The sequence below is a fragment of the Paraburkholderia suaedae genome (genome assembly GCF_040812055.1).
Classification (GTDB): Bacteria; Pseudomonadota; Gammaproteobacteria; order Burkholderiales; family Burkholderiaceae; genus Paraburkholderia.
The window spans coordinates 82,536-106,823 of sequence record NZ_JBFOAH010000001.1; the positions used below are offsets into that span (position 1 = coordinate 82,536).

Below are 24,288 nucleotides of genomic sequence, written 5' to 3' on the forward strand. Positions count from 1 at the left end.
GAAACGGATCACCTTAGATAATCGCGAAAATAGCAAAGACGGTTGCGGTGCTTTCCGGATGTTTTGCTGATTCTTTGCACGTCCGGGGATTTCCGCTGTATGCCACGCGCTTGATGCCGGCGGACACCATGGCGATGGCTGCTGAATTATCCGGTCTGTTAATGCGGCTCAGATATCAGCAAAATCTTAAATCAGTTGCGAAGATAATCCATCTCGAGTACCGCAGTTTTTCAAGCCGGTAATCAGATTATTCGTTGTGAAAGTTAGGCAATTTCCGGGGTTTTTTATATCTGACGCAGTACCACCGGAGAGGCAGATAATGCCTATCGCCTACCGGCTGAAAATTCGAATCCGGTTTTTCGCAAGCGTTGAAAGTACCGGGCGAGCGTCTCGCCACGCCGCCTCAACTGCCGTCGCATCTCATCGTGCCCTTCAGATTCAGCGCGCTGCACACCGACCTGCGTCAACCGCTGGCACGGGCAAACGTTCTACAATGACGGTTGTTCTCCGAAGCGAGTTTTCATGCGTAAATTTTTTCTTCCCGGCCTGACTGTCACGTTCGCCGCGAGCGTGGCGCTGGTTGCCGTCGCTGGCTTTTTTTCCCCGGCGGCCCGCGCCAACGACGTGATCGTGCTCAATTCCGGCGAAGCGACGCTGAGCCTCATCGACGAAGCCAGTCACCAGGTCGTCGGCACGGTCCCAACGGGCAAGGAACCGCATCACCTGATGGCCACGCCGGACAATTCGTCGCTGATCGTCGCCAATTCCGTGTCGAACAACCTGATGTTCGTCGATCCGAAATCGGGTCAGGTGCAGCGCTGGGTCGAGAACGTCGAAGACCCTTATCAGATCGGCTTTTCGCCGGACCGTAAGTGGCTCGTGACGACGGGCTTGCGCCTCGACCGTCTCGACATCTATCACTACGACGGCCAGAAGAACCAGATGACGCTTGCCGCGCGCTTGCCGCTCGCGGTCATGCCGAGCCACATGGCTTTCACCACGGACAGCAAGACGGTGTTCGTCACACTGCAGGTGTCGGGCGAACTTGCCGCGATCGATCTGCCGACGCAAACCGTGAAGTGGAAGATGAAGGTCGGCAAGGTGCCGGCGGGCCTGTGGATGACGCCGGGCGAGAAGTACCTGCTGGTCGGCATGACCGGTGCGGATTACGTCGCGGTGGTCGACTGGCGCAACCAGAAGATCGTGAAGACCATCCAGACGGGCAAGGGCGCGCATAACTTCCGGTCGCTGGCCGACGGCAAGCACGTCGCGGTGTCCAACCGGGTCGCGAGCACCATCAGCATCATCGACGAAGATACGCTCACCAACGTCGGCGACATCACCGGTCTGATGCCGGGTCCGGACGACATGGAACTTTCTGCCGACAAACGCTATCTGTGGGTGACGTTCCGCTTCGCGAAGCACGTCGGCATCATCGACCTGAACACGCGTAAGCTGATTCAGACGATTGCCGTTGGCCGGTCGCCGCACGGCATCTATTTCTTCGATCGCGCGCCAGTCACCGCGCCCAACGGCGCGTAGACTGGAACAGGGCAGCAGCAATGCCGCACCGAGGCGAGGCATGACGGATCAGGCAACCACAAGCGCACCATGCTCCATCTGATTTTTTCTTCGCTCGACAGCTTCGTTTCGGCCATGCAGACGCTGCTGTATGTCGACGTGGTGCAGCCGCTGTTGTTCCGCTTCGGCCTCATGGACTACGACGAAGATACGTACGACAGCCTGTACTGGTTGCTCGTGGGCGTCCTCGAGGTTTTGGCGATGTACGCGGTGTTGCGCCCGCTCGAAGCGCTGCGCCCGGTCGAGCAGTGGCACAACCGCAAGGCGGTGCGCATCGACGTGCTATACACGTGGATCGCCAAGCTCGGCATTCTGAACCTGTTCTTTTTCTTCGCGCTTCAGCCGTTCTTCGACAAGGTGCAGGCCTGGCTGCACCTGCATAACATTTCGAATATCGAATTCGACAATCTGTGGCCCGGTGTCACCACGCAGCCGCTCGTCACTTTCATCATGTATCTGCTGGTGCTCGACTTCGCCGGCTACTGGTATCACCGCTGGCAACACCGGGTCGGCGTCTGGTGGGAACTGCACGCGGTGCATCACAGTCAGCAGCAGATGTCGCTGTGGTCCGACGACCGCAACCATCTGCTCGACGATTTGCTGCAAGCATCGTTCTTTGCGGTGATCGCGCTGGTGATCGGCGTGCCGCCTTCGCAGTTCGTCGCGCTGGTCGCGATTACCAACCTCGCGCAAAGCGTGCAGCACGCCAACATCCGCCTGTACTTCGGCTGGCTCGGCGAGCGGCTGCTGGTCAGCCCGACGTTCCATCGCCGCCATCATGCGATCGGCTTCGGCCCGCAGGGTCCGAAATACGGCTGCAACTTCGGTGTGCTGTTTCCGTGGTGGGACATGCTGTTTGGCACCGTGTCCTGGAGCCGCGACATGCAGCCGACCGGCATCGGCGACCAGTTGGAAGGTCGGCGCTACGGCGACGGATTCTGGGCGCAGCACTGGCTCGCGTTCGTGCGCATCGCCGGGCGGGTCTCGCCCAAGCGCGCCGCTACGTCGAAAAGTAACGACGCCGCCGCCGTTTGAGCGTGTTCCCGAACGTCTTTTCCCCCGCGCCGCGGGTTACCCCGGCGGCGTCTCGCGTGGTTTATCCTGTTCACGTTTGCGCGCACGCGCGAGGCTCGTTGGCCGGTTCGTTGCGCGTTGCCGTTTATTCCATCGTTTCGTTCACCGGCACCGGCTCGCATGAATGATCTGTTGCGCTCGTTCGGGCGCGCGCTTGCCAGCGCGCTCCACCCGCGCATGCTCTGGCTGACCTTCAAACCATTTATCCTGGCGACGGTCGGATGGGGCGTGATTCTGTGGTTCTGCTGGCAGACGCTGGTCGGCGGCACGCGCGTGTGGCTCGATGGCTGGGCGTTTACGGCCACGCTTTATCATCTGTTCGACTGGTTGGGTTTTTCGGCGCTGCATGCGGTCATCGCACCGTTCATCGTGATTGCGATCGCCATTCCGCTGATCGTCGTCACGGTGTTGCTGTTGATCGCCACGCTGTCGATGCCCGCGGTGATCCGCTTCCTCGCGGCGCGGCAGTTCCCCGGGCTCGAAATGCGCCGCGGCGGAACGTGGTACGGTAGCCTCGGCCAGGCGTTGTGGACCACGCTGCTGTGTCTCGTGCTGCTGATCGTCACGCTGCCGCTATGGCTTGTGCCGCCGTTCTTCGCGCTGATTCCACCGCTGCTGTGGGGCTGGCTGACCTATCGCGTGATGAGTTACGACGCGCTCGCGCTGCACGCGTCGCGCGACGAGCGGCGCGCGCTGGTGCGGCGCTTCCGGCTGCCGCTCTTGCTGATCGGCATCGCCAGTGGTTTGCTGGGTTCGTTGCCGACCTTGCTGTGGGCGACGTCGGTCTGGCTGATCGTGCTGTTCCCGGTAATCACCGCGATGACGATCTGGATTTATGCGTTCATTCTCGTGTTTTCGGGGTTGTGGTTCGGCTACTACTGTTTGCGCGCACTGCAACGCATGCGCACCGAAGCGCACGGCGGCGTGCGTCAGACAGCGCCGGTTCCCTATTGATTAACCAAAGAGGCGGTAATGGCATTTGGCGTCATCATCATTGGCGATGAAATCCTGTCGGGCAGGCGTGTCGACAAGCATCTGCCGAAGATCATCGAGTTGCTGGGCGCACGCGGGTTATCGCTCGGCTGGGCGGAGTACATCGGCGACGACCCGGAGCGCATCACGGCGACGCTGCGGCGCACCTTCGCATCGGGCGACATCGTGTTCTCGACGGGCGGCATCGGCGCGACGCCGGACGACCACACCCGCCAATGCGCGGCGGCCGCGCTCGGCGTGCCGCTGGAATTGCATCCGCAGGCTGCGAAGCTGATCCAGGAGCGCATCCGCGACATGTATCCGGCCAGTGCGGCAACGCCGCTCGATCTGGATTCGCCGGAAAACCGGCATCGGCTGAACATGGGCACGTACCCACAGGGCGCGTCGATCATTCCGAACGGCTACAACAAGATTCCGGGCTTCTCCATCCGGCATCACCATTTCGTGCCGGGCTTTCCGGTGATGGCGTGGCCGATGATCGAGTGGGTGCTGGATACGAACTACACGCACCTGCATCACGCTACGCCGCATGCAGAGAAGTCGTTGCTGGTGTTCGAGTTGCCGGAATCGCGCGTGACGCCGTTGATGGAGAAGATCGAGCGCGATTTTCCGGGCGTGCGCGTATTCAGTCTGCCGAGTATCGGCGACGCCGAGCGGGGCGCCCTGTATGCGCGGCATCACATCGATCTGGGAGTGAAGGGCGAGCCGGAAGCGGTGGCGGCCGCGTTTGTGAAACTGCGCGAGGGCGTGCACCTGCTGGGCGGCGATATCGTGGAGCCGGAGTCGGCAGCGAAGAAGGCGTGATTCGCGCGGCGCATGTCAAAACGGGTTGCGCGGCGTCGTTGCCGATGGCCCGCCGGCTTCCGGCCGGCAGGTCGTTGAACGAGGCATTCGTTCGCTGCATCGGCATGTCGCCGACGTCGCCGACGCCTCGGTCTCTTACCGAGCGGCAAGCGTCAGGTCGCAGCTTTCATGCGTGAGGGGTCTTGCACCGCGCGATCGACGGCGTTCGCGCCGCGCCCCTGCAGCCCGCCGCTCAGCGGCGCGCAATCACGCGCCGATCCACGGCAGTCCGCGATAGCACCAGCCCGCCACCGTCTTCCGATGTCCCTGGCCGTCCTTGTCGCCTTCGAAGCCTTCCAGCAGGTCAAAGGCTTTCGTGAAGCCGGCCTGAGCGGCGGCGATCGCGGCGAGCTTCGAACGGGCGGCGCTGCGGCACAGAAATACCACCGGCGTATCGTGCGACGCTACCTGGGCCAATTGCGCCAGAAACTCCTGGTTTGGCACCGCGCCCGGATAGCGGGTCCATTCCACGTGCGCATATTGCCCGTCGCCAATGACCGGGCGGCCGACCCAATCGAGTTCGGCACGGGTACGTACGTCGACGAGGCGCGCGTGCGGATCGAGTTGCAGCAGTTCGAATGCTTCCGCGGGGGATACGGCGCCCGCGTAGGGCAGCTGGTTCTCGTTGCGGCGCGCTTCCGCCTTGGCATAGAGCTGTTCGAGCGTGCTCATGAGCGTGGATCTCCTTCACGAAATGATTATTCTAGCGCCGCGCGCAAAGCCTGCGTGCCGCCGCGCCGTAAACGGGCGGCCTGGCTAATCTGCTGTCACCGCAGTGCGCTATGCTGGTGCGTGTGCGGCGATTTGCACCGGTATAGGGATTCGCCGTGTCGTTGTTCCGGTGTAAGCACTTTTTCAGTGCAAGGGCAGCCAGGTCATTTTAAGGGCCGCAGCTGCTACGGTGCGCTGATTCCCCGCAAACGCGCGCGCAGCCAGCTGTTGCGCCGCATTGGCGCACGCATGGCACAGAACCTGCTTTATCGGTGCCGATCGACTTGCCGCGCAACATTTTCTGCGCCTTCCACCGATTCAGGGTGGACGTGCCGGGGCGGGTCCGCTAGATTGGGCGGCGGCTGAATCCGCCGAATTCGTTAATCAGGAGATAGGTTATGAGTAAATCCGTGGCCGACGTCGTTCAACTCGTCAAAGACGAAGACGTCAAGTTTGTCGACTTTCGTTTCACCGACACGCGCGGCAAAGAGCAACACGTTTCAGTACCGGTGTCGGCATTCGATGAAGACAAGTTCGAAAGCGGCCATGCGTTTGACGGTTCGTCGATTGCCGGCTGGAAGGGCATCGAAGCATCGGACATGTTGCTGGTCCCCGACGCGAATACCGCCTTTATCGACCCGTTCTACGAAGAATCGACGCTCGTGCTGACCTGCGACGTCGTCGAACCGGCTGACGGCAAGGGCTACGAGCGCGACCCGCGTTCGCTTGCCAAGCGCGCTGAAGCGTATCTGAAGAGCACCGGTCTGGGCGACACCGCCTACTTCGGTCCGGAGCCGGAATTCTTCATTTTCGACTCCGTCCAGTGGAACACGGACCAGTCGGGCTGCTTCATCAAGATCGGTTCGGAAGAAGCACCGTGGTCGTCGGCGAAGGAATTCGAAGGCGGCAACACCGGCCACCGTCCGGGCACGAAGGGCGGCTATTTCCCGGTCGCTCCGGTCGACACGTTCCAGGACATCCGGTCGGAAATGTGCCTGTTGCTCGAGCAGATCGGCATCCCGGTCGAAGTGCACCACCACGAAGTCGCGGGCCAGGGCCAGAATGAAATCGGCACTAAGTTCTCGACGCTGGTGCAACGCGCGGACTGGCTGCAGCAGATGAAGTACATCATCCACAACGTCGCGCACACGTACGGCAAGACGGCGACGTTCATGCCGAAGCCGGTCGTCGGCGACAACGGTTCGGGCATGCACGTTCACCAGTCGATCTGGAAAGACGGCACGAACCTGTTCGCAGGCAACGGCTACGCGGGTCTGTCGGAATTCGCGCTGTTCTACATCGGCGGCATCATCAAGCATGCACGCGCGCTCAACGCGATCACGAACCCGGGTACCAACTCGTACAAGCGTCTCGTGCCGCACTTCGAAGCACCGGTGAAGCTGGCTTACTCGGCTCGCAACCGCTCGGCATCGATCCGTATTCCGCACGTGTCGAACCCGAAGGGCCGCCGTATCGAAACGCGCTTCCCGGATCCGCTGGCCAATCCGTACCTGTGCTTCTCCGCGCTGATGATGGCGGGTCTGGACGGCGTGCAGAACAAGATTCACCCGGGCGAAGCCGCCGACAAGAACCTGTACGACCTGCCGCCGGAAGAGGATGCAAAGATCCCGACCGTATGCGCCGGCCTCGACCAGGCGCTCGACGCGCTCGACGCCGACCGCGAGTTCCTCACGCGCGGTGGCGTGTTCACGGACTCGATGCTCGACGCGTACATCGAACTGAAGACGGGCGAGCTGCAACGCTATCGTCAGTCGGTGCACCCGATCGAATTCGAAATGTACTACTCGCTGTAAGCGGTCATGGCGCTTCGCCCTTCACCCGGCGAAGCGTCTTGCCCGACGCTCGCGATCGGTCACGAAGGGACGGCGGCGCCGTCCCTTTTTCGTTGGGCCGAGTACAACCCTCCCGAAGCCGGGCAGTGCACAACCCACAGAAAGCGGCACACCTGATTTTTCACCATCTCCTATCGGCCGGACTGCAAGATGGTTCTCAAGAATCTGATCAAGGCAAGGAAAGGACACGAGCAGACGCTGTCGGACGATGCGCAACTCGTCGCTTCCGGTTTGCTGCCGGGCCTGGAGGCGCTGCCGACCGTCGTGCTAGTGCTCGACAAGCGTTCGCTGCGCGTCGCGTTCGCGAACCCGTCGGCCGAGTCGATGCTGGAAATGTCGCGCCGGCAACTGATGCAGATGACGTGGCCGGAAATCTTCTCGAATGCCGACGAACTGGTCGCGACCATCACGGCGATCGCCGCGCAGCGTTTTCATGCGACGCATCTGGACGCCGTGCTCGAGCGTCCTGGCCACGAGCCGCTGCATGTGCATGCGATCGTCGGCTTTCTGGAGAGCGCGCCAGGCTACGTGTTGCTGGAGCTGTTCGAGAACGAGCGGCATCTGCGCACGGACCGCGAAGAACGCATCAACGACCTGACCGCGGTCAACAAGCAACTGATCCGCAATCTCGCGCACGAGATCAAGAATCCGCTGGGCGGCATTCGCGGCGCGGCGCAACTGCTGGAATTCGAACTAGGCGAGCGCGAGCGTGACGAGTTGCGCGAGTACACCCAGGTCATCATCAAGGAATCGGACCGGCTGCAAACGCTCGTCGACCGGTTGCTCGAACCGCACCGTCATCCGCATATCGTCGGCGACGTGAATATTCACGAGGTGTGCGAACGCGTGCGCCAGGTGATTCTCGCGGAGTTTCCGCGCGGCCTCACGATAGAGCGCGACTACGACGTGAGCGTGCCGGACCTGCGCGGCGACAAGGAGCAACTGATCCAGGCGCTGCTGAACATCGTGCGCAACGCGGCAGAAGCATTGCGCGAACGCATTTCGCAAGGCGATGCGCGGATCGAATTGCGCACCCGAATCGCCCGCAAGATCACCGTGTCGAAACGCTTATGTAAGCTGGCACTGGACTTGCATATCGTTGACAACGGCCCAGGCATTCCCGAAGAAATCCGCGACCGCATCTTCTATCCGCTGGTGTCGGGGCGAGAGGACGGTAGCGGTCTCGGTTTGACGCTCGCACAGACCTTCGTGCAACAGCACGACGGACTGATCGAAGTGGAAAGCCGGCCGGGCCACACTGAGTTTCAGATTCTGCTGCCGCTCGACGTATAACCCCAGCACCTGGTGAGGGAACGCCGGGCCGCACAGGGTTTTCGCCCCAACGGAAGTCCCCGTGGCGATCACTCCCGCTCGCGGGGAGCCTGGCGCGAAGCGACAGGTAGGGGAGCCCTTCTTATCAAGACTTCTGACCGACCCATATGAAGCCGATCTGGATAGTAGACGACGATCAATCGATTCGCTGGGTGCTCGAAAAAGCGCTCGCTCGCGAGAACTTCGCGACTCGCAGCTTTGCGAACGTCCGCGAGGCTTCGGCTGCGCTCGAACACGAAAGCCCGCAGGTGCTCGTGTCCGACATCAGGATGCCGGGAGGCTCCGGCCTCGAACTGCTGCAAACCGTGCGCGAGAAGGTGCCGGGCTTGCCCGTCATCATCATGACGGCGTTCTCGGATCTGGATAGCGCCGTCGCCGCCTTCCAGGGCGGTGCGTTCGAGTATCTCGCCAAACCGTTCGACGTCGACAAGGCGGTCGAGCTGATCCGCCGCGCGGTCGACGAAAGCATGCGCGGTGAGCAGACGTGGGACGACCGCGTCGCCGAAGCCCCCGAAATGCTCGGCCAGGCGCCGGCGATGCAGGACATGTTTCGCGCGATCGGGCGCCTGTCGCATTCGGCGGCCACCGTGCTCATTACCGGCGAATCAGGCACCGGGAAGGAACTGGTCGCGCGTGCGTTGCACCGACATAGCCCACGCGCGAACGGTCCCTTCATTGCGCTGAACACCGCCGCGATTCCGAAAGATCTATTGGAGTCCGAACTATTCGGCCACGAGCGCGGCGCGTTCACCGGCGCGCAGGCGATGCGCCAGGGCCGCTTCGAGCAGGCCGAAAACGGCACGCTGTTCCTGGACGAAATCGGCGACATGCCGTTCGACCTGCAGACCCGGCTGTTGCGTGTGCTGTCGGACGGGCAGTTCTATCGCGTCGGCGGCCACAATCCGCTGCGCGCGAATGTGCGCGTGATCGCGGCGACGCACCAGAATCTCGAATCGCGCGTGCGTCAGGGGCTCTTTCGCGAAGACCTGTATCACCGGCTCAATGTGATCCGTTTGCGCTTGCCGGCGTTGCGCGAGCGCAGCGAAGACATACCGCTCCTCACGCGGCACTTCCTGCAAAAGAGTGCGCGCGATCTCGGTGTCGAGTCAAAGCGCGTGTCCGAAGCGGCGCTCGCGTATCTCGCATCGCTGCCGTTCCCGGGCAACGTCCGGCAACTGGAGAACCTCGCCAACTGGCTCACCGTGATGGCGCCCGCCCAGACCATCGAGATCAAGGACTTGCCGCCGGACCTCGGTCCCGCGCAAGCCGGCGTCAACGATCTCGCGAGCGGGGGAGCGATAGCTGGCACGGCTGACGAGGGCTTCGGCGGCGGGGTGCCGGGCAACGCCGCCAATGCCGCGCTTCATCCGGCCGGCGCGGCCGGCATCGCAGTCGCGCCGCCGGTCAGCGCGTGGGAGGGCGGTTTGCGCACCGAAGTCGCACGAATGCTGCGCGAAAACACGGCGGACGTGATGGACGAACTCGCACGCCGTTTCGAAGCGGCAGTGATTCGCGAGGCGCTCGACTTCACGCGCGGACGCAAGGTCGAAGCTGCCGAGCGTCTGGGCATCGGCCGCAATACGATTACGCGTAAGATTCAGGAGCTCAATCTCGAGCCCTGATTGGCGTCTCGATGCAGGGGACGGGGCGGCGCGTGGCCGCCTCGGCCTGCTGTCACTTGGCGGTCGGTTGAACGGGCCTCGGGCTGCCGCAAGGCATAATCAACGCTGTTCCCATTCGACAGCCGACGATGCCCGCTTCTCCCGCTCCTTTCTCCTGGCCGCTTTCCCCCGATCCTTTCCTCGCGCTCGAAGCGCTCGACGACCCCGACGCGCTCGCGTGGGTCGAGCGGCAGAACGCGCGCACGCGCGCCGCGTGGTGCAGCGGCGCGTCGTTCGAGGCGCTGCGGCAGCGGCTCGCCGACGCGTATCTGCCGCGCGAGCGTCCGGTGGTTCCCGACCGCTGGATGGATTGGGCCTACGATCTGTGGCAGGACGAACGTCATCCGAAAGGCCTCTGGCGGCGCACGCCATGGGCGGCATGGCGCAGCGGCGCGCCGCTCTGGCAGGACCTGCTCGACTTCGACGCGCTCGGCGCGGCCGAAGGCACGCCGTGGGTCTGTGTCGAGCTCGACATTCTCTATCCGGACGGCGATCGTGCGCTCATCACGATGTCGCCGGGCGGCTCGGATGCGCAGGTGGTGCGCGAGTTCGACATCGACGCGCGGCGCTTCGTCGAAGGCGGCTTCGCGATCGCCAAGGCGGGCAAGCACACCGCGTCGTGGATCGATCGGGACACGCTCTACGTCGGCTGGGACAATGGCCGCAAGATGCTCACGCGCTCCGGCTATCCGCGCGAGGTGCGGCGCTGGACCCGCGGCACGGCGCTGGCTGATGCGCCGGTGGTGTTCCGCGGCGCGTTCGGTGATATCGGTGTGGAACCGCATTACGATCCGCTCGAGCGGCGGCATACCGTGGTAAGCAGTGTCGATTTTTTCGACTCGCACACGTACTACCTCGATCGCGCCGATGCCGCCGATGCATGGCGTCAGTACGAGCTGCCCGCGCACGTCGCGGTGGGTGGCTGGCAAGGCTGGCTGCTGCTCGAACCGCGTCTGGACTGGCACTGCGATGGCGCGTGTTATCCCGGCGGCGCTTTGCTGGCGATCCGCGAGGCCGCGTTTTTGCGCGGCGAGCGCGACGTGGTGGCGCTCTTCATGCCGACGCCGCTGACCTCGGCGTGCGAGTGGACCCATACGCGCAATCACCTGATCGTGTCGTACCTCGATGACGTGCGTAGCAAGACCTTGCTGTGGACGCCGTCGCAAAGCCCGGATCAGGCGTGGCAGTGGCAGCAGCGGCCGTTTCCATCGCCGGGCGACACGCAAGCCGATGTATCGCCCGTCGAGCCGACGCTCAACGACGAAGTGTTCGTCGATACCGACGACTATCTGCAGCCGCCGGCCTACTGGCTGACCGACCTCGCGCGCGAGGATCTGAGCGAGTGGGAGTTGATCGACCGCTGGCCGACCCAGTTCGACGCGATGCGCTTTGTGGTCACGCGCGGACATGCGGTGTCGGCGGATGGCACACGGGTGCCGTACACGATGATCGGGCCGCGCGCCACCCAGGGCGCAGCGCAGCCGCACGCTCCTGCTCCTTGCTTGCTCAGCGGGTACGGAGGCTTCGCGATACCCTTGCTGCCGAGTTATCTGACAGGGCAGGGCATTGGCTGGCTCGAACGCGGCGGCGTGTATGTGGTCGCGCATATTCGCGGCGGCGGGGAGTTCGGCACGCGTTGGCACACGGCCGCACAGGGCGAGCATCGCCAACGGGCCTTCGACGATTTCATCGCGGTGGGCGAAGCGCTCGTCAGTAGCGGCGTGACCAGCGCCGCGCAGCTCGGCATCCAGGGCGGCAGCAACGGCGGCTTGCTGGTGGCGGCCTGCATGGTGCGACGTCCCGAGTTGTTCGGCGCGGTGGTATGCGAGGTGCCCTTGCTCGATATGAGCCGCTATCACCTGTTGCATGCGGGTGCGTCATGGATCGACGAATACGGCGACCCGGACGAGCCCGCCGACGCGCGCGCGCTTGCCGCTTACTCGCCGTATCATCGGGTGTCGGCCGAGGTTGCCTATCCGCCCGTGCTGTTCACCACATCGACCGCCGACGATCGCGTGCATCCCGGCCACGCGCGCAAGATGGCCGCGCGCATGCAGGCGCTGGGCGCGCAGCAGGTCTGGTATCGCGAGAACACCGAAGGCGGGCATGGCGGCTCCGACGAGCTGGAGCAGGCCGAGCATGACGCGATGGTGTTCGAGTTCCTGTGGAGCGTGTTGGGCGGCGCTGCCGGTGCTGCCGATGCCGATGCAACCGCGTGAGCCGGCACCCCGCACGAGCTGCGATGCGGGCTGCACGCTGCGCCCCGTTGAATCGAGCGCTCAGCCGAGTTGCGCGACCACGGGCGCGTGGTCCGATGGCTGCTCCCATTTGCGCGGTACCTTGTCGATGTCGCAGCACGAACACACGTCGGCCAGCGCCTTCGACAGCAGGATGTGGTCGATGCGCAGACCCGCATTGCGGCGAAACGCCATCATCCGGTAGTCCCACCACGAATAGAGCTTGTCCTGCTGCTCGAACTGGCGGAACGCATCCAGAAGACCGAGCCCGATCAGCCGCACGAATGCGGCGCGTTCTTCGGGCGACACGAGGTTCTGGCCTTCCCACGCCTTCGGGTCGTGCACGTCCCGGTCTTCCGGCGCGATGTTGTAGTCGCCGAGCAGCGCGAGCTTCGGATAGAGCGCCATCTCGCTCGCCACCCAGTCGTGCAGCGCGGCGAGCCAGCGCAGCTTGTAGGCGAACTTCTCGGTGCCGGGCGCCTGGCCGTTCGGGAAGTACGCGCTGATGATGCGCACGCCTTCGACCGTCGCCGCGATCACACGTTGCTGCGGATCTTCGAAGCCGGGAATGTTGCGAACGATGCTGCTTTCATCGACGTTCAGACCGTCGCGCACCAGAATGCCCACACCGTTATAGGTTTTCTGACCGGCATACCAGCTGCGGTAGCCCTTCTCGACGAGTTCGGCGCGCGGGAATTTTTCGTCGGGCAGCTTCAGCTCCTGCAGACACAGCACGTCGGCGCGGCTCGTTTCGAGCCAGTCGATCACGTGTTGCTGGCGGACTTTAAGGGAGTTGACGTTCCACGTCGCGATTTTCATGACATTCTTCTCACAGTCTTGCTGGCCAAAGTTTCCTGGAGGCTCGCGCTGGCGTTGTGCTCCGGCGCGCCGGCTTGTCGCGCGTCGTCGGGGGCAGGCAGCCGAGCCCCCGGCGCGGGTGCTGGCGCGGTAGAGCCGCCGGCGATCTCGACAGCCTCGCATCTTATCGTGCGGCAGCAAGCGTGCGAAATTGCGTCGGCCGCGCGGCCAAAATAAAAGCGTGAGCCGCCGATGCCGCAGCGTATAGTGAGACCATACACACATTCGCATGCCTGCGAGTTGGAGAGTCATCATGGCCGAACTATACCCATCCATTTATAAGGACTTCGAAGTGCATCCGCTAGTTTTTTCGCGGACGTTCGACAAATTCGACGGTCACAAGCGTTCCGCCGAAGGGTATGACGTTGCGGTGCGCGTTTGCCGGCCGGGTGCGATCAGCGGTTCAAAGGCGAGCCGCGTGTTTCGCTTGCCGCTGCACGCCACGATCTCCGATTTCGGCGTGGCCAAACGCAGCGCGAGCCAGTACGGCGCGGATATTATCGATGGCAAGGTGGAAGGGGCGACGGTCGCGGATCTTTGATGCGCGCTATGCATCCGGCTCGTTTCGCGAGTGCGCGCGCCGATATGCCTGCTCGATCGAGAAATAGCTCGCGCGATGCTTTGACCTTTTGCTTGCGTCACGATATACTCTTTTTCTCAGACGCGGGGTGGAGCAGTCTGGCAGCTCGTCGGGCTCATAACCCGAAGGTCGTAGGTTCAAATCCTACCCCCGCAACCAAGCAAATCAAAAGGCTTACAACGCATTGGCGTGTAAGCCTTTTTGCTTTGCGGCGCTGTGTAACTCAGGTGTAACCGCCACCAACGGCGGGCAATGCTGTCACGTCATCCCCTGCCACTGGGAAAAAGGTTTCTCGCGGAATACAGGCGACAGAGGTCGTCTCCCGGTCCTGATCGCCCGGTCCGATTTCTCCAGCCAGGCGTCTCAAACGGCGGAGACGTCTCTTGGCGTTGGCACGTCAGATCTCCGCCAGGTCGTCCAGCAAACTGTGGCTGCGAATCATGTACGCATCCCGTAGCCATCGACTCGATACCCACGAAACGCCGCACGGTCTGAATCGCGCATCAGAGTCGGGACAGTCAGGACAGCGCAGAACCGCACAACACGATCCGCCGCCACGCACAGATAAAGTACCGTGGGATGATTCATAGGACTCCTTCATTTTTTGATAATATGGAAGCCTATCCGGCAGACCGTCGCTGCTCAGTACTCGCGTAACCGCACTGTAGGCGCCGGTGCGCCGAGGCAACCCGCCGCGCGCTTGCGCGCTCCAGTTACCAAGATATCACATCACACCGTCGCACAATTTCCCTCCTGCGCAAAACCGTCCTCCGCCGCATTCGTGCGCGCATTGCCCGGGCGTTCAGCCACACACCATCCCTCATTGCGCCGCAATCGCCCACTCCACCGCCGCCTGCGCATGCAACCCAGTCGTGTCGAACGTCGGCAGCACCGAGTCTTCCGGCTTGATCAGCAGCGTAATTTCGGTGCAGCCGAGAATCACCGCCTGCGCACCACGCGCGGCCAGCGCTTCGATTACTCGCTGATACACCGCGCGCGACGCATCCGTGACGTCGCCGTGACACAGTTCGTCGTAGATGATGCGGTGCACGTCCGCGCGTCCGGCTTCGTCCGGTACCAGCGTTTCGAGGCCGTAGCGCTCGCGCAAGCGTCCCGTATAAAACGCCTGCTCCATCGTGTAGCGTGTACCGAGTAAGCCGACCCGCTCGATACCCGCCGCCCGCAGCGCCTCGCCGGTCGGATCGGCGATATGCAGGAACGGCACCGTGATCGCCTGTTCGATCGACTCGTACACGCGATGCATCGTGTTCGTCGCGAGCATCACCAGGTCGGCGCCGCCGCGTTCGAGCTGAAGCGCGGCATCGGCCATCTGCTGACCGAGCGCGGCCCAGTCACCGGCACGCTGGTTTGCCTCGATCGGTGCGAAGTCGACCGTGAGCATCAGACTGCGCGCGTTGTGATGACCGCCGAGGCGCGCCTTCGCGTGCCGGTTGAGGAGTTTGTAGTACTCGGTGGACGACTCCCAGCTCATCCCGCCGATTACGCCGATCGTTTTCATCTGCCGCTCCTTGTACGGGTGACGGCATCCGGACCATCCGGCACCGCCGTCATGAAGGCCGAGTATAGGCGCGCACCAGCGCGCGCCGCCGGTACGGATGGCGCGCCGTGCGCCGGTACGGGCTGGCCAAGAAAACCCGCGCGACCTTTCTGACGTCGCTAGAATCGTACGCATTCAAAGCGGGAAGCGGGTCATAAGGAGCGATACATGGAGCTGATCATCCGCCGCGCGATGCTGCCGCCGGCCGCCGCGTCGCGGCACGCACAACCGGTCGACATCGGCATCGACGCGGGCCGCATCGTCGCCGTCGAACCGAATCTGGCCGCGAGCGCGGCCGAAGAAATCGATGCAGCGGGCTCGCTCGTCACGCCGCCGTTCGTCGATCCGCATTTCCATATGGACGCGACGCTGTCGTACGGCTTGCCGCGCGTGAACGCGTCGGGCACGCTGCTCGAAGGCATCGCGCTGTGGGGCGAACTCAAGCCGGAACTGACCCAGGCGGCGCTCGTCGAACGCGCGCTGCAGTATTGCGACTGGGCCGTTGCGCGCGGCCTGCTGGCGATCCGCAGCCACGTCGACGTGTGTGATCCGCGCCTGCTCGCGGTCGAGGCGCTGCTCGAAGTGAAGCGCCGGGTCGCGCCTTATCTCGACCTGCAACTCGTCGCGTTTCCACAGGACGGTGTGCTGCGCAGCGCCGGCGCGTTCGAGAATCTGAAGCGGGCCATCGCGATGGGCGTCGATGTGGTCGGCGGCATTCCGCATTTCGAGCGCACCATGGCCGACGGCGCGCAGTCGGTGCGCATGCTCTGCGAGTATGCGGCGGAGCAGGGCTTGCGGGTGGACATGCATTGTGACGAGTCCGACGATCCGATGTCGCGCCACATCGAAACGCTCGCGGCCGAAACCCAGCGGCTCGGCTTGCAGGGGCGCGTCACCGGTTCGCATCTGACGTCGATGCATTCGATGGATAATTATTACGTCAGCAAGCTGCTGCCGTTGATGCGCGAGTCGGGCGTCGCGGCGATCGCGAATCCGCTCATCAACATCACGCTGCAGGGCCGCAGTGACACCTATCCGAAACGGCGCGGCATGACGCGCGTGCCGGAGATGATGGCGGCCGGCATCAACGTCGCGTTCGGCCACGACTGTGTGATGGACCCGTGGTACAGCCTGGGTTCGGGCGACATGCTCGAAGTCGCGCATATGGGCTTGCACGTCGCGCAGATGACAAGCGTCGACGCGATGCATGCGTGTTTCGACGCGGTCACGGTGAACGGCGCGCGGATTCTCGGTCTGGAAGGCTATGGCGTCGCGCCGGGCTGCGCGGCCAATCTCGTGCTGCTTGACGCGCGCGATCCGCTCGAAGCGATCCGCTTGCGCGCCGTGCGGCTCGCCGTGGTGAGCCGCGGCAAGGTAGTGAGCCGCGCGCCCGCTGCGCGCGCGGCGCTATCGCTCGACGGGCGTCCTGCGCAGGTGGACTTCAAGCTGCATCGCGCGTAGCGTTGGCGCGACGCGGTTCGCGGCATCCACACGAAAAAAGCCGGCGCCTGCTCACGCAGCCCGCCGGCTTCCTTTAGACATCGATATCGATGTCGACCGCGCGAAGCGCGATCAATGCACCGCGCTCGGCGTCATGCCGTTATGGCGCAACAACGCATCGATATTCGGCTCGCGGCCGCGGAACGCCTTGAACGATTCCATCGCCGGACGGCTGCCGCCCACTTCGAGAATTTCCTTTCGATAGCGCATGCCGGTCGCCTGATCGAGCACGCTGGTGCTCGCGGCCTGCGCCGCTTCTTCGAATGCGGCGTACGCGTCGGCGGACAGCACTTCCGCCCACTTGTAGCTGTAGTAGCCCGCCGCATACCCACCCGCGAAAATATGGCTGAACGTGTTCGGCCAACGCGAGAAGGAAGCTTGCGGCACGACGTGGAAGCGTTCGTTGATCTCGCTTGCGAGTTCGATCGGGCTCTTCGTGCCGTTCGCGTCGAAGCCGGTATGCAGTTGCATGTCGAACATCGAGAACACGATCTGGCGCAGCGTGCCCAGACCGCTCTGGAAGTTCTTCGCGGCGAGCATCTTGTCGAACAGATCGCGCGGCAGCGGCTTCGCGGTGTCGACGTGCGAGGTCATGTCGCTCAGCACGTCCCACTCCCAGCAGAAGTTCTCCATGAATTGCGACGGCAGTTCGACCGCGTCCCACTCGACCCCGTTGATGCCCGACACCCCCAACTCATCCACACGCGTAAGCATATGATGCAGGCCGTGGCCGAATTCGTGAAACAGCGTGATGACTTCGTCGTGCGTGAAGCAGGCCGGCTTGCCGCCGACCGGCGCCGAGAAGTTGCAGGTGAGATACGCAACGGGTGTTTGCACGCCGCCGTGCGCATGTTTGTGACGGCCACGCGCGTCGTCCATCCAGGCGCCGCCGCGTTTGCCTTCGCGCGCATACAGGTCGAGGTAGAACTGCGCGACGAGGCCGCCGTCCTGATTCTCGACGCGGAAAAAGCGCACGTCCGGATGCCACACGGCTGCTTCGTCGCGACGGATACGCACGCCGAAGAGCGTTTCGGTGACCTTGAACAACCCCTTGAATACGGCGTCTTCGGGGAAGTACTGTTTGACTTCGTTTTCCGAGAAAGAATAGCGCTGCTGACGCAGGCGTTCTGCGGCGAAGGTCATGTCCCACGGCTGCAGATCGCTCATGCCGAGTTCCTTTGCGGCAAACTCGCGCAACTCCTTCCAGTCCTGTTCCGCATGCGGACGCGCGCGCGTCGCGAGGTCTTCGAGAAAAGCCATCACCTGGGCGGGCGACTCGGCCATCTTCGGCGCAAGCGACACTTGCGCGAAGTTGTCGTAGCCGAGCATGTGCGCTTCTTCGGCGCGCAGCTTCAACTGTTCGGCAAGCACCGCGGTGTTGTCCCACTCCGGTTTGCCGTTGCCGTATTGCGGACCGAGCTCCGATGCGCGCGTCACATACGCGCGGTACATCGCTTCGCGCATCGGACGATTTTCCGAGTACTGCATCACCGGGAAATACGACGGGAAGTGCAGCGTGAATTTGTAGCCGCTCTTGCCTTCGCGTTCGGCCGCTTCTTTCGCCGCTTCGATCACGTCTTCGGGCAGGCCGGCCAGTTGGGCTTCGCCGCCGGCTTCGACCACGTACGCGTAGGCGTTGGTGGCATCGAGCACATGATCCGAAAACGCTTTGGACAGCGCCGCCTGGCGCTCCTGCAACTCGGCGAAACGCGGCTTCTGATCTTCCGGCAATTCGGCGCCGGACAGACGAAAATCGCGCAACGCGTTGCCGAGAATCTGCTTGCGCTCGCCGGTCAGCGAAGTGAAGTCACTGCTCGCGTTCAGCGCCTTGTACTTTTCGTACAGCGCCAGATTCTGGCCGACGCTCGACCAGAATTCGGTGACGCGCGGCAGGTTTTCGCCGTACACGGCGCGCAACTCAGGCGTATCGGCGACCGCGTTCAGATGGCCAACCACGCTCCACGCGCGCGACAGCGGCTCGGTGGCGCGCTCGACCGGCTCGACCACGTCGGCCCATGAGGCGGGCGTGATCGGCAGCGCAGCGCGCTCGACGGCGGCGGCCGCGTCGGCGAGCAGCACATCGAGGGCGGGGGTCACGTGTTCGGGGCGGATGTCGCCAAAGCGCGGCAGGTCGGAGAAATCGAGGAGCGGATTGTCGTGAGTCGAGGCGGTAGTGGACATGAGGCTTCCTGTCTGGCGCGGGTGAACGGGTAATCGGTGCATCGACGGGCGCGCGATCACGCGGTGTGGCACCCGATAGAGACATTATTGGGGCAGGACGCGCCGATTCCAATCCGTCGGCGGACAAATTATCGGAAGTCAGGGCGTTGCGGGGATGTCAGCAAGGCGGTGTGTGCCGGGCGACGCACCGTCCGCCGCTTTGCGTCCCGATGCCGCAAGCGGACCACGACGGGCGGCGCGAGTCGCTGCGGCGCCGCCTTGAGATGCCGCCGGGCGGCGGCCGCGCGTGTTGACCAGACCTACCGGACGTATGGCTTGGCGGTCTCGTCACGGTCTTTTTTGAAATGGCAACGGCCACAAGTGCGCCTGCGGGTTCGCTCGGCCTCGCGCCGCCGTGGCCTACGCTCGCTTCATTACGCTTGCGCGGCGTCCGCTTCGCGCTCGGCGGCTTCGATGGTATTGACGAGCAGCATCGTGATGGTCATCGGGCCGACGCCGCCCGGCACCGGCGTAATGTAGCCCGCCACTTCCTTCACGCCGGCGAAGTCGACGTCGCCGCACAGCTTGCCGGCTTCGTCGCGATTCATGCCGACGTCGATCACGGTCGCGCCGGGCTTCACCATGTCGGCGGTGACGATGTTGCGCAGGCCGGTCGCGGCGACCACCACGTCGGCCTGGCGCGTGTGCGCCGCCAGATCGCGCGTCTTGCTATGGCAGATCGTCACCGTCGCGCCCGCTTGCAACAGCAGCAGCGCCATCGGCTTGCCGACGATGTTCGAACGGCCGATCACCAGCGCATTCGCGCCTTGCAGCGCGATCTCGTAAGCGGCGAGCATCTTCATCACGCCGTACGGCGTACAGGGGCGAAACAGCGGCCGACCGGTCATCAGCGCGCCGGCATTGGCGACGTGAAAGCCGTCGACGTCCTTTTCAGGCGCGATGGCTTCAAGCACCTTGTAGCTGTCGATGTGCGCGGGCAGCGGCAGTTGCACCAGAATGCCGTGGATGCGCGGGTCGCGATTCAGTTCGTCGATGCGCGCGAGCAGTTCGGCTTCCGGCAGGTCGGCCGGATAGCGGTCGAACGACGAGCCCAGGCCGTTGTCGTGACACGCCTTGACCTTGTTGCGCACGTATACTTCGCTGGCCGGGTTGTCGCCGACCAGCACTACCGCGAGGCCCGGCTGATGACCGCGGGCGGTAAGGGCAGCGGCGCGCGCGGCGACGTCCGCGCGCAGGGTCTTGGAGAGGGCTAGGCCGTCGATCAGTTTGGCAGTCATGGTCGGTCGAGATAGGCAGATTGGAAAGCGGGGCAGGGCGCGGCGCCGCGACGGGGCACGCGAGGGCGTTTTTCAACGGGAAAAGGTCGGCGCGTGCAAAGCGCGCGGCGCAAATCGAAGATAGGCGCAACTGCAAAGTGCGACATTATACCGGCGCCGCCTTGCGCGCCGGGTGAGCAATCCACTCTGTGCGAAGGAGCTAGCTTGCCGGCGGGCGGCGGCAGGCGGGGGCAGGCGGGGCACCGCGGGCCTTGCGTCGCGGGCTCGCGCTCGGCGTGGACCGGCCGGGCAGCGTTATCCGTTTGCCGCAGCAAAACAGAAAGGCGACGGCTACGCCGGGCAAGATGCCCGCAGCAAAGGACCGTCGCCGCGCTGGCCGATCAGCCGATGGCCGATGTCTCAACAAAGGCCGGAGAGCGTGCCGATGATTGTGCAGAAATGATTGTGGCCGATGCGACGGACAGGCATCGCGCCGCTGGGGGATCGGTGCACCAGCGCACACGTACCGCAGGAAGGGAACGGCAAGGGTCCGGTCGCTGCGCGTATCGCCGGGTGAACGCCGCCGCGTCATCTGACGGTAGCCGGACCCCTTCGACGATCGCCGCGCGGCGCCTGCCTGTCACAGGCCGGTCCAGCCGGGCGTCGATCACCCAGGAACGCGTAGCGGCGAGTACCACCTAGCGTTGTTATTGCGCCGTTTGCGGCTTGTTCGACAGCGCGAGTCGCAGCAGATCGGCGACTGTGTTGACGTTGAGCTTTTCCATGATGTTCGCGCGATGCGCTTCGACCGTCTTGATGCTGATGCCCAGGTCGTCGGCGATCTGCTTGTTCAGGCGCCCCGCGATGATGCGCTCGAGCACCTGATGCTCCCGCGCGGTCAACTTGCCCAGACGCTCGGCGGCGGCGCGCTGCTGCTGCACGCTGGTGCTCTCGCTGCGCGCCTTGTCGAGCATGCGCTCCACGAGCTTGCGCAACTCGGCTTCGTCGAACGGTTTTTCGATGAAGTCCATCGCGCCTTTTTTCATCGTCGACACTGCCATTGGCACGTCGCCGTGGCCCGTCACGAAGATGATCGGCAGCGACGCGTTGTCGGCGATCAGACGTTCCTGCAACTCCAGCCCGCTCATGCCGGACATCCGCACATCGAGGATCAGGCATGCGATCTGGCCAGGGTGCTGATGCGGCTGCCATGCGTCGATGAACTGCTCGGCGCTGGAGAAGCATTGCACGCGGTAGCCGTTCGCCTCCAGCAGCCAGCGCAGCGAATCTCGCACGGCCTCGTCGTCGTCGACGACAAAGACACTTTCCTGTGTGGTGACTGGGCTGTTCATAGCTCTCCCGTAACGGTTTGTGGTGTCGGCGCCTCTGACCCGCCGTTGCTCGGGCCGTCAGGCTCTCCAATGGGCAGACTGCAATGGAACGTGGCGCCCGTGACGTGGCCGTCGGACTCGACGTTGTTCACCACCCACAGACGGCCACGGTGCGATTCGATAATCGAACGGCAAATGTTCAGCCCCATGCCCATGCCATCGGACTTGGTGCTGTAAAACGGTTCGAACAGGCGCTCGGCTGTCGCCTCGTCGACGCCCGGTCCCTGGTCGACGACGCTGATGCAGACGAACCCGCCCTCCAGCCGCACGACCACCCGAATCACGGGATCGACCGCGTTGGGGCGGGCTTCGGCCATCGCTTCGGCACCGTTCTTCAGCAGGTTGACCAGCACCTGCTCGATCAGCACCGGGTCGACGTAGATCACCGGCAGGCGCGAGCGCAGATCGGTGACGATGCGAATGCGCCGCTTGCGCGTTTCGATTTCGGCAAGGCCCACCGCGTCCGCGACGATATCGGCGACGCGCGTCGCCTGGCGCTTCGGCTCGCTGCGCTTCACGAACTCGCGAATGCGCTTGATGATCATGCCCGCGCGCACCGCCTGCTGCGCCGTCTTTTCGAGCACCGGAAGCAGGTTGTCGGGCGTGGTCCGGCCGGACTTGACGAGCGCGACCGTTCCGGAGCAATAGTTGTTGATCGCCGCGAGCGGCTGATTCAGTTCGTGCGCGAGCGACGAGGCCATCTCGCCCATGGTCATCAGGCGGCTGGTGAACTGCAGCTTCTCGTCCTGCTGGCGCGCGAGTTCCTGCGCGCGCTTGCGGGTGGTGATGTCGGTCGCTATCTGCATCTGCGCGAGGTGGCCGTCCACCCACTGAATGTACTGGCGGCGCACCTCGAACCATTTCTGGATGCTTTGCACGTAGATTTCCTGCGCATCGGCGGTGCTTTCGGTCAATGCGGCGGCGGGCAGGCCCGCGTAGGTGTCCACCATATCGATCGAATCGGACGACGCCTGTGCGCTATCGAACCCGCCGCCCGCCAATTCCAGATGACCGTCCGGGCGGATGCCGAACAGGTGCCGGTAGTAGCGGTTGGCGAACAGCAGCTCGGCTTCGTCGGCGGCCAGCACGGACACCGCCGCGTCGAGGCTTTCCAGCACGGTGGTGAAGCGCTCGTGGGCGGCAGCCAGTTCTTCGCGTGCGCGTTTGGGCTCGGTGATATCGGTCATCGACGACATCCAGCCGGTCTGGCGCCCGGAGCTGTCGATCAGCGGGGACACGTAGAGACGCGCGTGAAACAGCGAGCCGTCCTTGCGGCGTACCCGCAATTCGAAGCCGGACGACGGCGCCTTGCCGCGCAGCGTCATGTCGAGCTGGCGCTGCATTTCGGGGTAGGCATCGCGCGGCCAGTAGGCGAACGGGGCGTTCTTGCCGACCAGATCGCTCTCGTCCCAGCCGGTCATCCGGCAGAACGCCGGATTCACGTGAGTGATGCGGCCATGCATGTCGAGCACGCGCATGCCAATCAGCACCGAGTTTTCCATTGCGCGGCGGAAGAACGCTTCCGCATACAGCGCCTGTTGTGCCTCGAAACGCTGCCGTGTGTGTTTCCACAAACTCCACAGGCTCCACAGCACGAAACACGACAGCCCGGCCACCAGCCACACCAGCGTGTTGTTGGTGAAGTTGGTCATCTGCGGGAACGCGTACACGCGCACCGAGATGCCCTGGCCTGGCGGATCGAGCGGCAGATCGTAGAACATGTCGCGCGGCAGGCGCGGGCGGGTCGACGTGGTGGTCAACTCGCGGTTGTTCACGTCGATGATCGAAATCTTGTATTTGGCCGACAGCTCAGGCGGGATGTCGCGCTTCAGGATGCCGTCCACCGAGAACACCGCGGCGATCGAGCCGAGAAATTCGCGGTCGCGCAACACCGGCGTTTGCAGCGTGATATAGCCGTTGCCGAGGTCGTCGTAGATGAGCGGCGAGTACACCTGGCGGCGCGTGTTGCGCGCCTCGGCGAAGCCGGCCTTGACGGCCTCGTCCATCTGCGCGTCGCTGGGGCGCGCGAGGCGCTGGCCGAACACCGGCGGCGCGGTGTTGGGCCAGCGCGGCTGTTGCGCGCTCGTGTACCAGTTCATGTAGAGGATCTCGGGATGCCCCTGCATGATGTCGGCGGTGGATATCTGGAACGAATGCGGATCGGCATGGCCGACGGCCAGATCGCGCGCGAGCGCCTGGATCTGCTCCTGTGCGCCCGTCATGGACAGACGGATCTGCTGCTGCGCCCATGCGACGTTGCGATACAGCGTGTCTTCCTGCTGCTGCTGTTCGCGCCGGTTCAGGCTCCACAGGATCAGGCTCATGACGACCAGAAACACGAGGATCGACAGGAGCGGCGTCAGCAAATAGGAGTTCGACCACCACGGTCCATGGTGCCAGCGCGAGGACGGCGTCGAATCCACCGGCGAAGCGGCGGTGCGCGCCGAGCGAGTGAAAAGCCGATCGGTCAACATGCGTGGCATTGTAGCGCAGCACGTCCCTGACAAAACGCGCAAAAAAGCACGGAAAGTGCTGCTAATCGGCGCAAACTAGCCGACGTATCCGTCGAACGACAGTCAAACCAGGGTGCGGTGCAGCAATTTTCCGCATTATGAGAATCGATCTCGCAATTTGAAAAAAACGGTTGCGCGGACCTCGGGACCCTTATTACAATCGGCC

At 63.8% G+C, this 24,288-nt stretch carries 17 protein-coding genes and 1 tRNA gene; 11 read left to right on the forward strand and 7 right to left on the reverse strand.

Annotated features, from left to right (window positions below; genetic code table 11):
- The first annotated feature begins 522 nt into the window (after positions 1 to 522).
- The 4 genes from ABQJ48_RS00335 to ABQJ48_RS00350 all read left to right on the forward strand — a co-directional run bounded on the left by ABQJ48_RS00335 (position 523) and on the right by ABQJ48_RS00350 (position 4,452).
- On the forward strand, positions 523 to 1,542 hold the full coding sequence (locus tag ABQJ48_RS00335; protein ID WP_367835196.1) for a YVTN family beta-propeller repeat protein: 1,020 nt from the start codon (positions 523 to 525) through the stop codon (positions 1,540 to 1,542).
- 69 nt (positions 1,543 to 1,611) lie between these two features.
- Positions 1,612 to 2,616 (forward strand): sterol desaturase family protein, encoded by a 1,005-nt coding sequence (locus tag ABQJ48_RS00340; protein ID WP_367835198.1) that lies wholly within the window; start codon positions 1,612 to 1,614, stop codon positions 2,614 to 2,616.
- A gap of 159 nt (positions 2,617 to 2,775) precedes the next feature.
- On the forward strand, positions 2,776 to 3,609 hold the full coding sequence (locus ABQJ48_RS00345) for an EI24 domain-containing protein (RefSeq protein WP_367835200.1): 834 nt from the start codon (positions 2,776 to 2,778) through the stop codon (positions 3,607 to 3,609).
- Between the two features lie 18 nt (positions 3,610 to 3,627).
- Positions 3,628 to 4,452 carry a competence/damage-inducible protein A gene (locus ABQJ48_RS00350; RefSeq protein WP_367835202.1) on the forward strand — a complete coding sequence of 275 codons (825 nt, stop codon included), beginning with the start codon at positions 3,628 to 3,630 and terminating at the stop codon, positions 4,450 to 4,452.
- 246 nt (positions 4,453 to 4,698) lie between these two features.
- On the opposite strand, the gene ABQJ48_RS00355 is transcribed toward ABQJ48_RS00350, so the two are convergent.
- Positions 4,699 to 5,163: a rhodanese-like domain-containing protein gene (locus tag ABQJ48_RS00355; RefSeq protein WP_367835203.1), complete on the reverse strand. Its 465-nt coding sequence runs from the start codon at positions 5,161 to 5,163 to the stop codon at positions 4,699 to 4,701.
- A 437-nt stretch (positions 5,164 to 5,600) separates the two neighbouring features.
- Here ABQJ48_RS00355 and glnA point away from each other — a divergent pair, with 437 nt between their 5' ends.
- From glnA to ABQJ48_RS00375, 4 genes are all read left to right on the forward strand, one after another.
- On the forward strand, positions 5,601 to 7,016 hold the full coding sequence (gene glnA / locus ABQJ48_RS00360; RefSeq protein ID WP_367835205.1) for a type I glutamate--ammonia ligase: 1,416 nt from the start codon (positions 5,601 to 5,603) through the stop codon (positions 7,014 to 7,016).
- A 189-nt stretch (positions 7,017 to 7,205) separates the two neighbouring features.
- Positions 7,206 to 8,348 (forward strand): nitrogen regulation protein NR(II), encoded by a 1,143-nt coding sequence (glnL, locus tag ABQJ48_RS00365; RefSeq protein WP_367835206.1) that lies wholly within the window; start codon positions 7,206 to 7,208, stop codon positions 8,346 to 8,348.
- A 146-nt stretch (positions 8,349 to 8,494) separates the two neighbouring features.
- Positions 8,495 to 10,009 carry a nitrogen regulation protein NR(I) gene (ntrC, locus tag ABQJ48_RS00370; RefSeq protein ID WP_367835207.1) on the forward strand — a complete coding sequence of 505 codons (1,515 nt, stop codon included), beginning with the start codon at positions 8,495 to 8,497 and terminating at the stop codon, positions 10,007 to 10,009.
- A gap of 128 nt (positions 10,010 to 10,137) precedes the next feature.
- Positions 10,138 to 12,267 carry a prolyl oligopeptidase family serine peptidase gene (locus ABQJ48_RS00375; protein WP_367835209.1) on the forward strand — a complete coding sequence of 710 codons (2,130 nt, stop codon included), beginning with the start codon at positions 10,138 to 10,140 and terminating at the stop codon, positions 12,265 to 12,267.
- Positions 12,268 to 12,327: 60 nt separating this feature from the next.
- Here ABQJ48_RS00375 and xth read toward each other — a convergent pair whose 3' ends face one another.
- Positions 12,328 to 13,104 carry an exodeoxyribonuclease III gene (gene xth, locus ABQJ48_RS00380; RefSeq protein ID WP_367835210.1) on the reverse strand — a complete coding sequence of 259 codons (777 nt, stop codon included), beginning with the start codon at positions 13,102 to 13,104 and terminating at the stop codon, positions 12,328 to 12,330.
- A gap of 292 nt (positions 13,105 to 13,396) precedes the next feature.
- Here xth and ABQJ48_RS00385 point away from each other — a divergent pair, with 292 nt between their 5' ends.
- Both ABQJ48_RS00385 and ABQJ48_RS00390 read left to right on the forward strand, forming a co-directional pair.
- Positions 13,397 to 13,684: a hypothetical protein gene (locus tag ABQJ48_RS00385; protein WP_367835211.1), complete on the forward strand. Its 288-nt coding sequence runs from the start codon at positions 13,397 to 13,399 to the stop codon at positions 13,682 to 13,684.
- Positions 13,685 to 13,805: 121 nt separating this feature from the next.
- Positions 13,806 to 13,882: transfer RNA gene (locus tag ABQJ48_RS00390), tRNA-Met, on the forward strand.
- A 661-nt stretch (positions 13,883 to 14,543) separates the two neighbouring features.
- On the opposite strand, the gene ABQJ48_RS00395 is transcribed toward ABQJ48_RS00390, so the two are convergent.
- Entirely contained in the window at positions 14,544 to 15,242 is a 699-nt protein-coding gene (locus tag ABQJ48_RS00395; RefSeq protein ID WP_367835212.1) for an aspartate/glutamate racemase family protein, read from the reverse strand.
- Between the two features lie 207 nt (positions 15,243 to 15,449).
- On the opposite strand from ABQJ48_RS00395, the gene ABQJ48_RS00400 reads away from it, so the two are divergent.
- Complete coding sequence (locus ABQJ48_RS00400) at positions 15,450 to 16,742, forward strand: amidohydrolase family protein (protein WP_367835214.1); 1,293 nt, start codon at positions 15,450 to 15,452, stop codon at positions 16,740 to 16,742.
- A 111-nt stretch (positions 16,743 to 16,853) separates the two neighbouring features.
- Here ABQJ48_RS00400 and ABQJ48_RS00405 read toward each other — a convergent pair whose 3' ends face one another.
- The 4 genes from ABQJ48_RS00405 to fixL form a co-directional block, all read right to left on the reverse strand.
- A complete protein-coding gene (locus tag ABQJ48_RS00405) occupies positions 16,854 to 18,962 on the reverse strand; it encodes a M3 family metallopeptidase (protein WP_367835215.1) in 2,109 nt (702 codons plus the stop codon).
- Positions 18,963 to 19,375: 413 nt separating this feature from the next.
- Entirely contained in the window at positions 19,376 to 20,239 is an 864-nt protein-coding gene (folD, locus tag ABQJ48_RS00410) for a bifunctional methylenetetrahydrofolate dehydrogenase/methenyltetrahydrofolate cyclohydrolase FolD (RefSeq protein ID WP_367835217.1), read from the reverse strand.
- A 686-nt stretch (positions 20,240 to 20,925) separates the two neighbouring features.
- Entirely contained in the window at positions 20,926 to 21,570 is a 645-nt protein-coding gene (fixJ, locus tag ABQJ48_RS00415) for an oxygen response regulator transcription factor FixJ (RefSeq protein ID WP_367835219.1), read from the reverse strand.
- Positions 21,567 to 24,083: an oxygen sensor histidine kinase FixL gene (fixL, locus tag ABQJ48_RS00420; RefSeq protein ID WP_367835220.1), complete on the reverse strand. Its 2,517-nt coding sequence runs from the start codon at positions 24,081 to 24,083 to the stop codon at positions 21,567 to 21,569. The genes fixJ and fixL overlap by 4 nt, the downstream gene beginning before the upstream one ends.
- Positions 24,084 to 24,288 lie beyond the last annotated feature (205 nt).

What these genes read in the sequence shown, in the direction of transcription:
- ABQJ48_RS00335 (WP_367835196.1), top strand. Translation starts at nt 523, where the DNA reads ATGCGTAAATTTTTTCTTCCCGGCCTGACTGTCACGTTCGCCGCGAGC.
- fixL (WP_367835220.1), bottom strand. Translation starts at nt 24,083, where the DNA reads ATGTTGACCGATCGGCTTTTCACTCGCTCGGCGCGCACCGCCGCTTCG.
- ABQJ48_RS00340 (WP_367835198.1), top strand. Translation starts at nt 1,612, where the DNA reads ATGCTCCATCTGATTTTTTCTTCGCTCGACAGCTTCGTTTCGGCCATG.
- glnA (WP_367835205.1), top strand. Translation starts at nt 5,601, where the DNA reads ATGAGTAAATCCGTGGCCGACGTCGTTCAACTCGTCAAAGACGAAGAC.
- ABQJ48_RS00405 (WP_367835215.1), bottom strand. Translation starts at nt 18,962, where the DNA reads ATGTCCACTACCGCCTCGACTCACGACAATCCGCTCCTCGATTTCTCC.
- ABQJ48_RS00375 (WP_367835209.1), top strand. Translation starts at nt 10,138, where the DNA reads ATGCCCGCTTCTCCCGCTCCTTTCTCCTGGCCGCTTTCCCCCGATCCT.
- ABQJ48_RS00350 (WP_367835202.1), top strand. Translation starts at nt 3,628, where the DNA reads ATGGCATTTGGCGTCATCATCATTGGCGATGAAATCCTGTCGGGCAGG.
- ABQJ48_RS00355 (WP_367835203.1), bottom strand. Translation starts at nt 5,163, where the DNA reads ATGAGCACGCTCGAACAGCTCTATGCCAAGGCGGAAGCGCGCCGCAAC.
- ABQJ48_RS00400 (WP_367835214.1), top strand. Translation starts at nt 15,450, where the DNA reads ATGGAGCTGATCATCCGCCGCGCGATGCTGCCGCCGGCCGCCGCGTCG.
- folD (WP_367835217.1), bottom strand. Translation starts at nt 20,239, where the DNA reads ATGACTGCCAAACTGATCGACGGCCTAGCCCTCTCCAAGACCCTGCGC.
- ABQJ48_RS00385 (WP_367835211.1), top strand. Translation starts at nt 13,397, where the DNA reads ATGGCCGAACTATACCCATCCATTTATAAGGACTTCGAAGTGCATCCG.
- ABQJ48_RS00345 (WP_367835200.1), top strand. Translation starts at nt 2,776, where the DNA reads ATGAATGATCTGTTGCGCTCGTTCGGGCGCGCGCTTGCCAGCGCGCTC.
- fixJ (WP_367835219.1), bottom strand. Translation starts at nt 21,570, where the DNA reads ATGAACAGCCCAGTCACCACACAGGAAAGTGTCTTTGTCGTCGACGAC.
- xth (WP_367835210.1), bottom strand. Translation starts at nt 13,104, where the DNA reads ATGAAAATCGCGACGTGGAACGTCAACTCCCTTAAAGTCCGCCAGCAA.
- ntrC (WP_367835207.1), top strand. Translation starts at nt 8,495, where the DNA reads ATGAAGCCGATCTGGATAGTAGACGACGATCAATCGATTCGCTGGGTG.
- glnL (WP_367835206.1), top strand. Translation starts at nt 7,206, where the DNA reads ATGGTTCTCAAGAATCTGATCAAGGCAAGGAAAGGACACGAGCAGACG.
- ABQJ48_RS00395 (WP_367835212.1), bottom strand. Translation starts at nt 15,242, where the DNA reads ATGAAAACGATCGGCGTAATCGGCGGGATGAGCTGGGAGTCGTCCACC.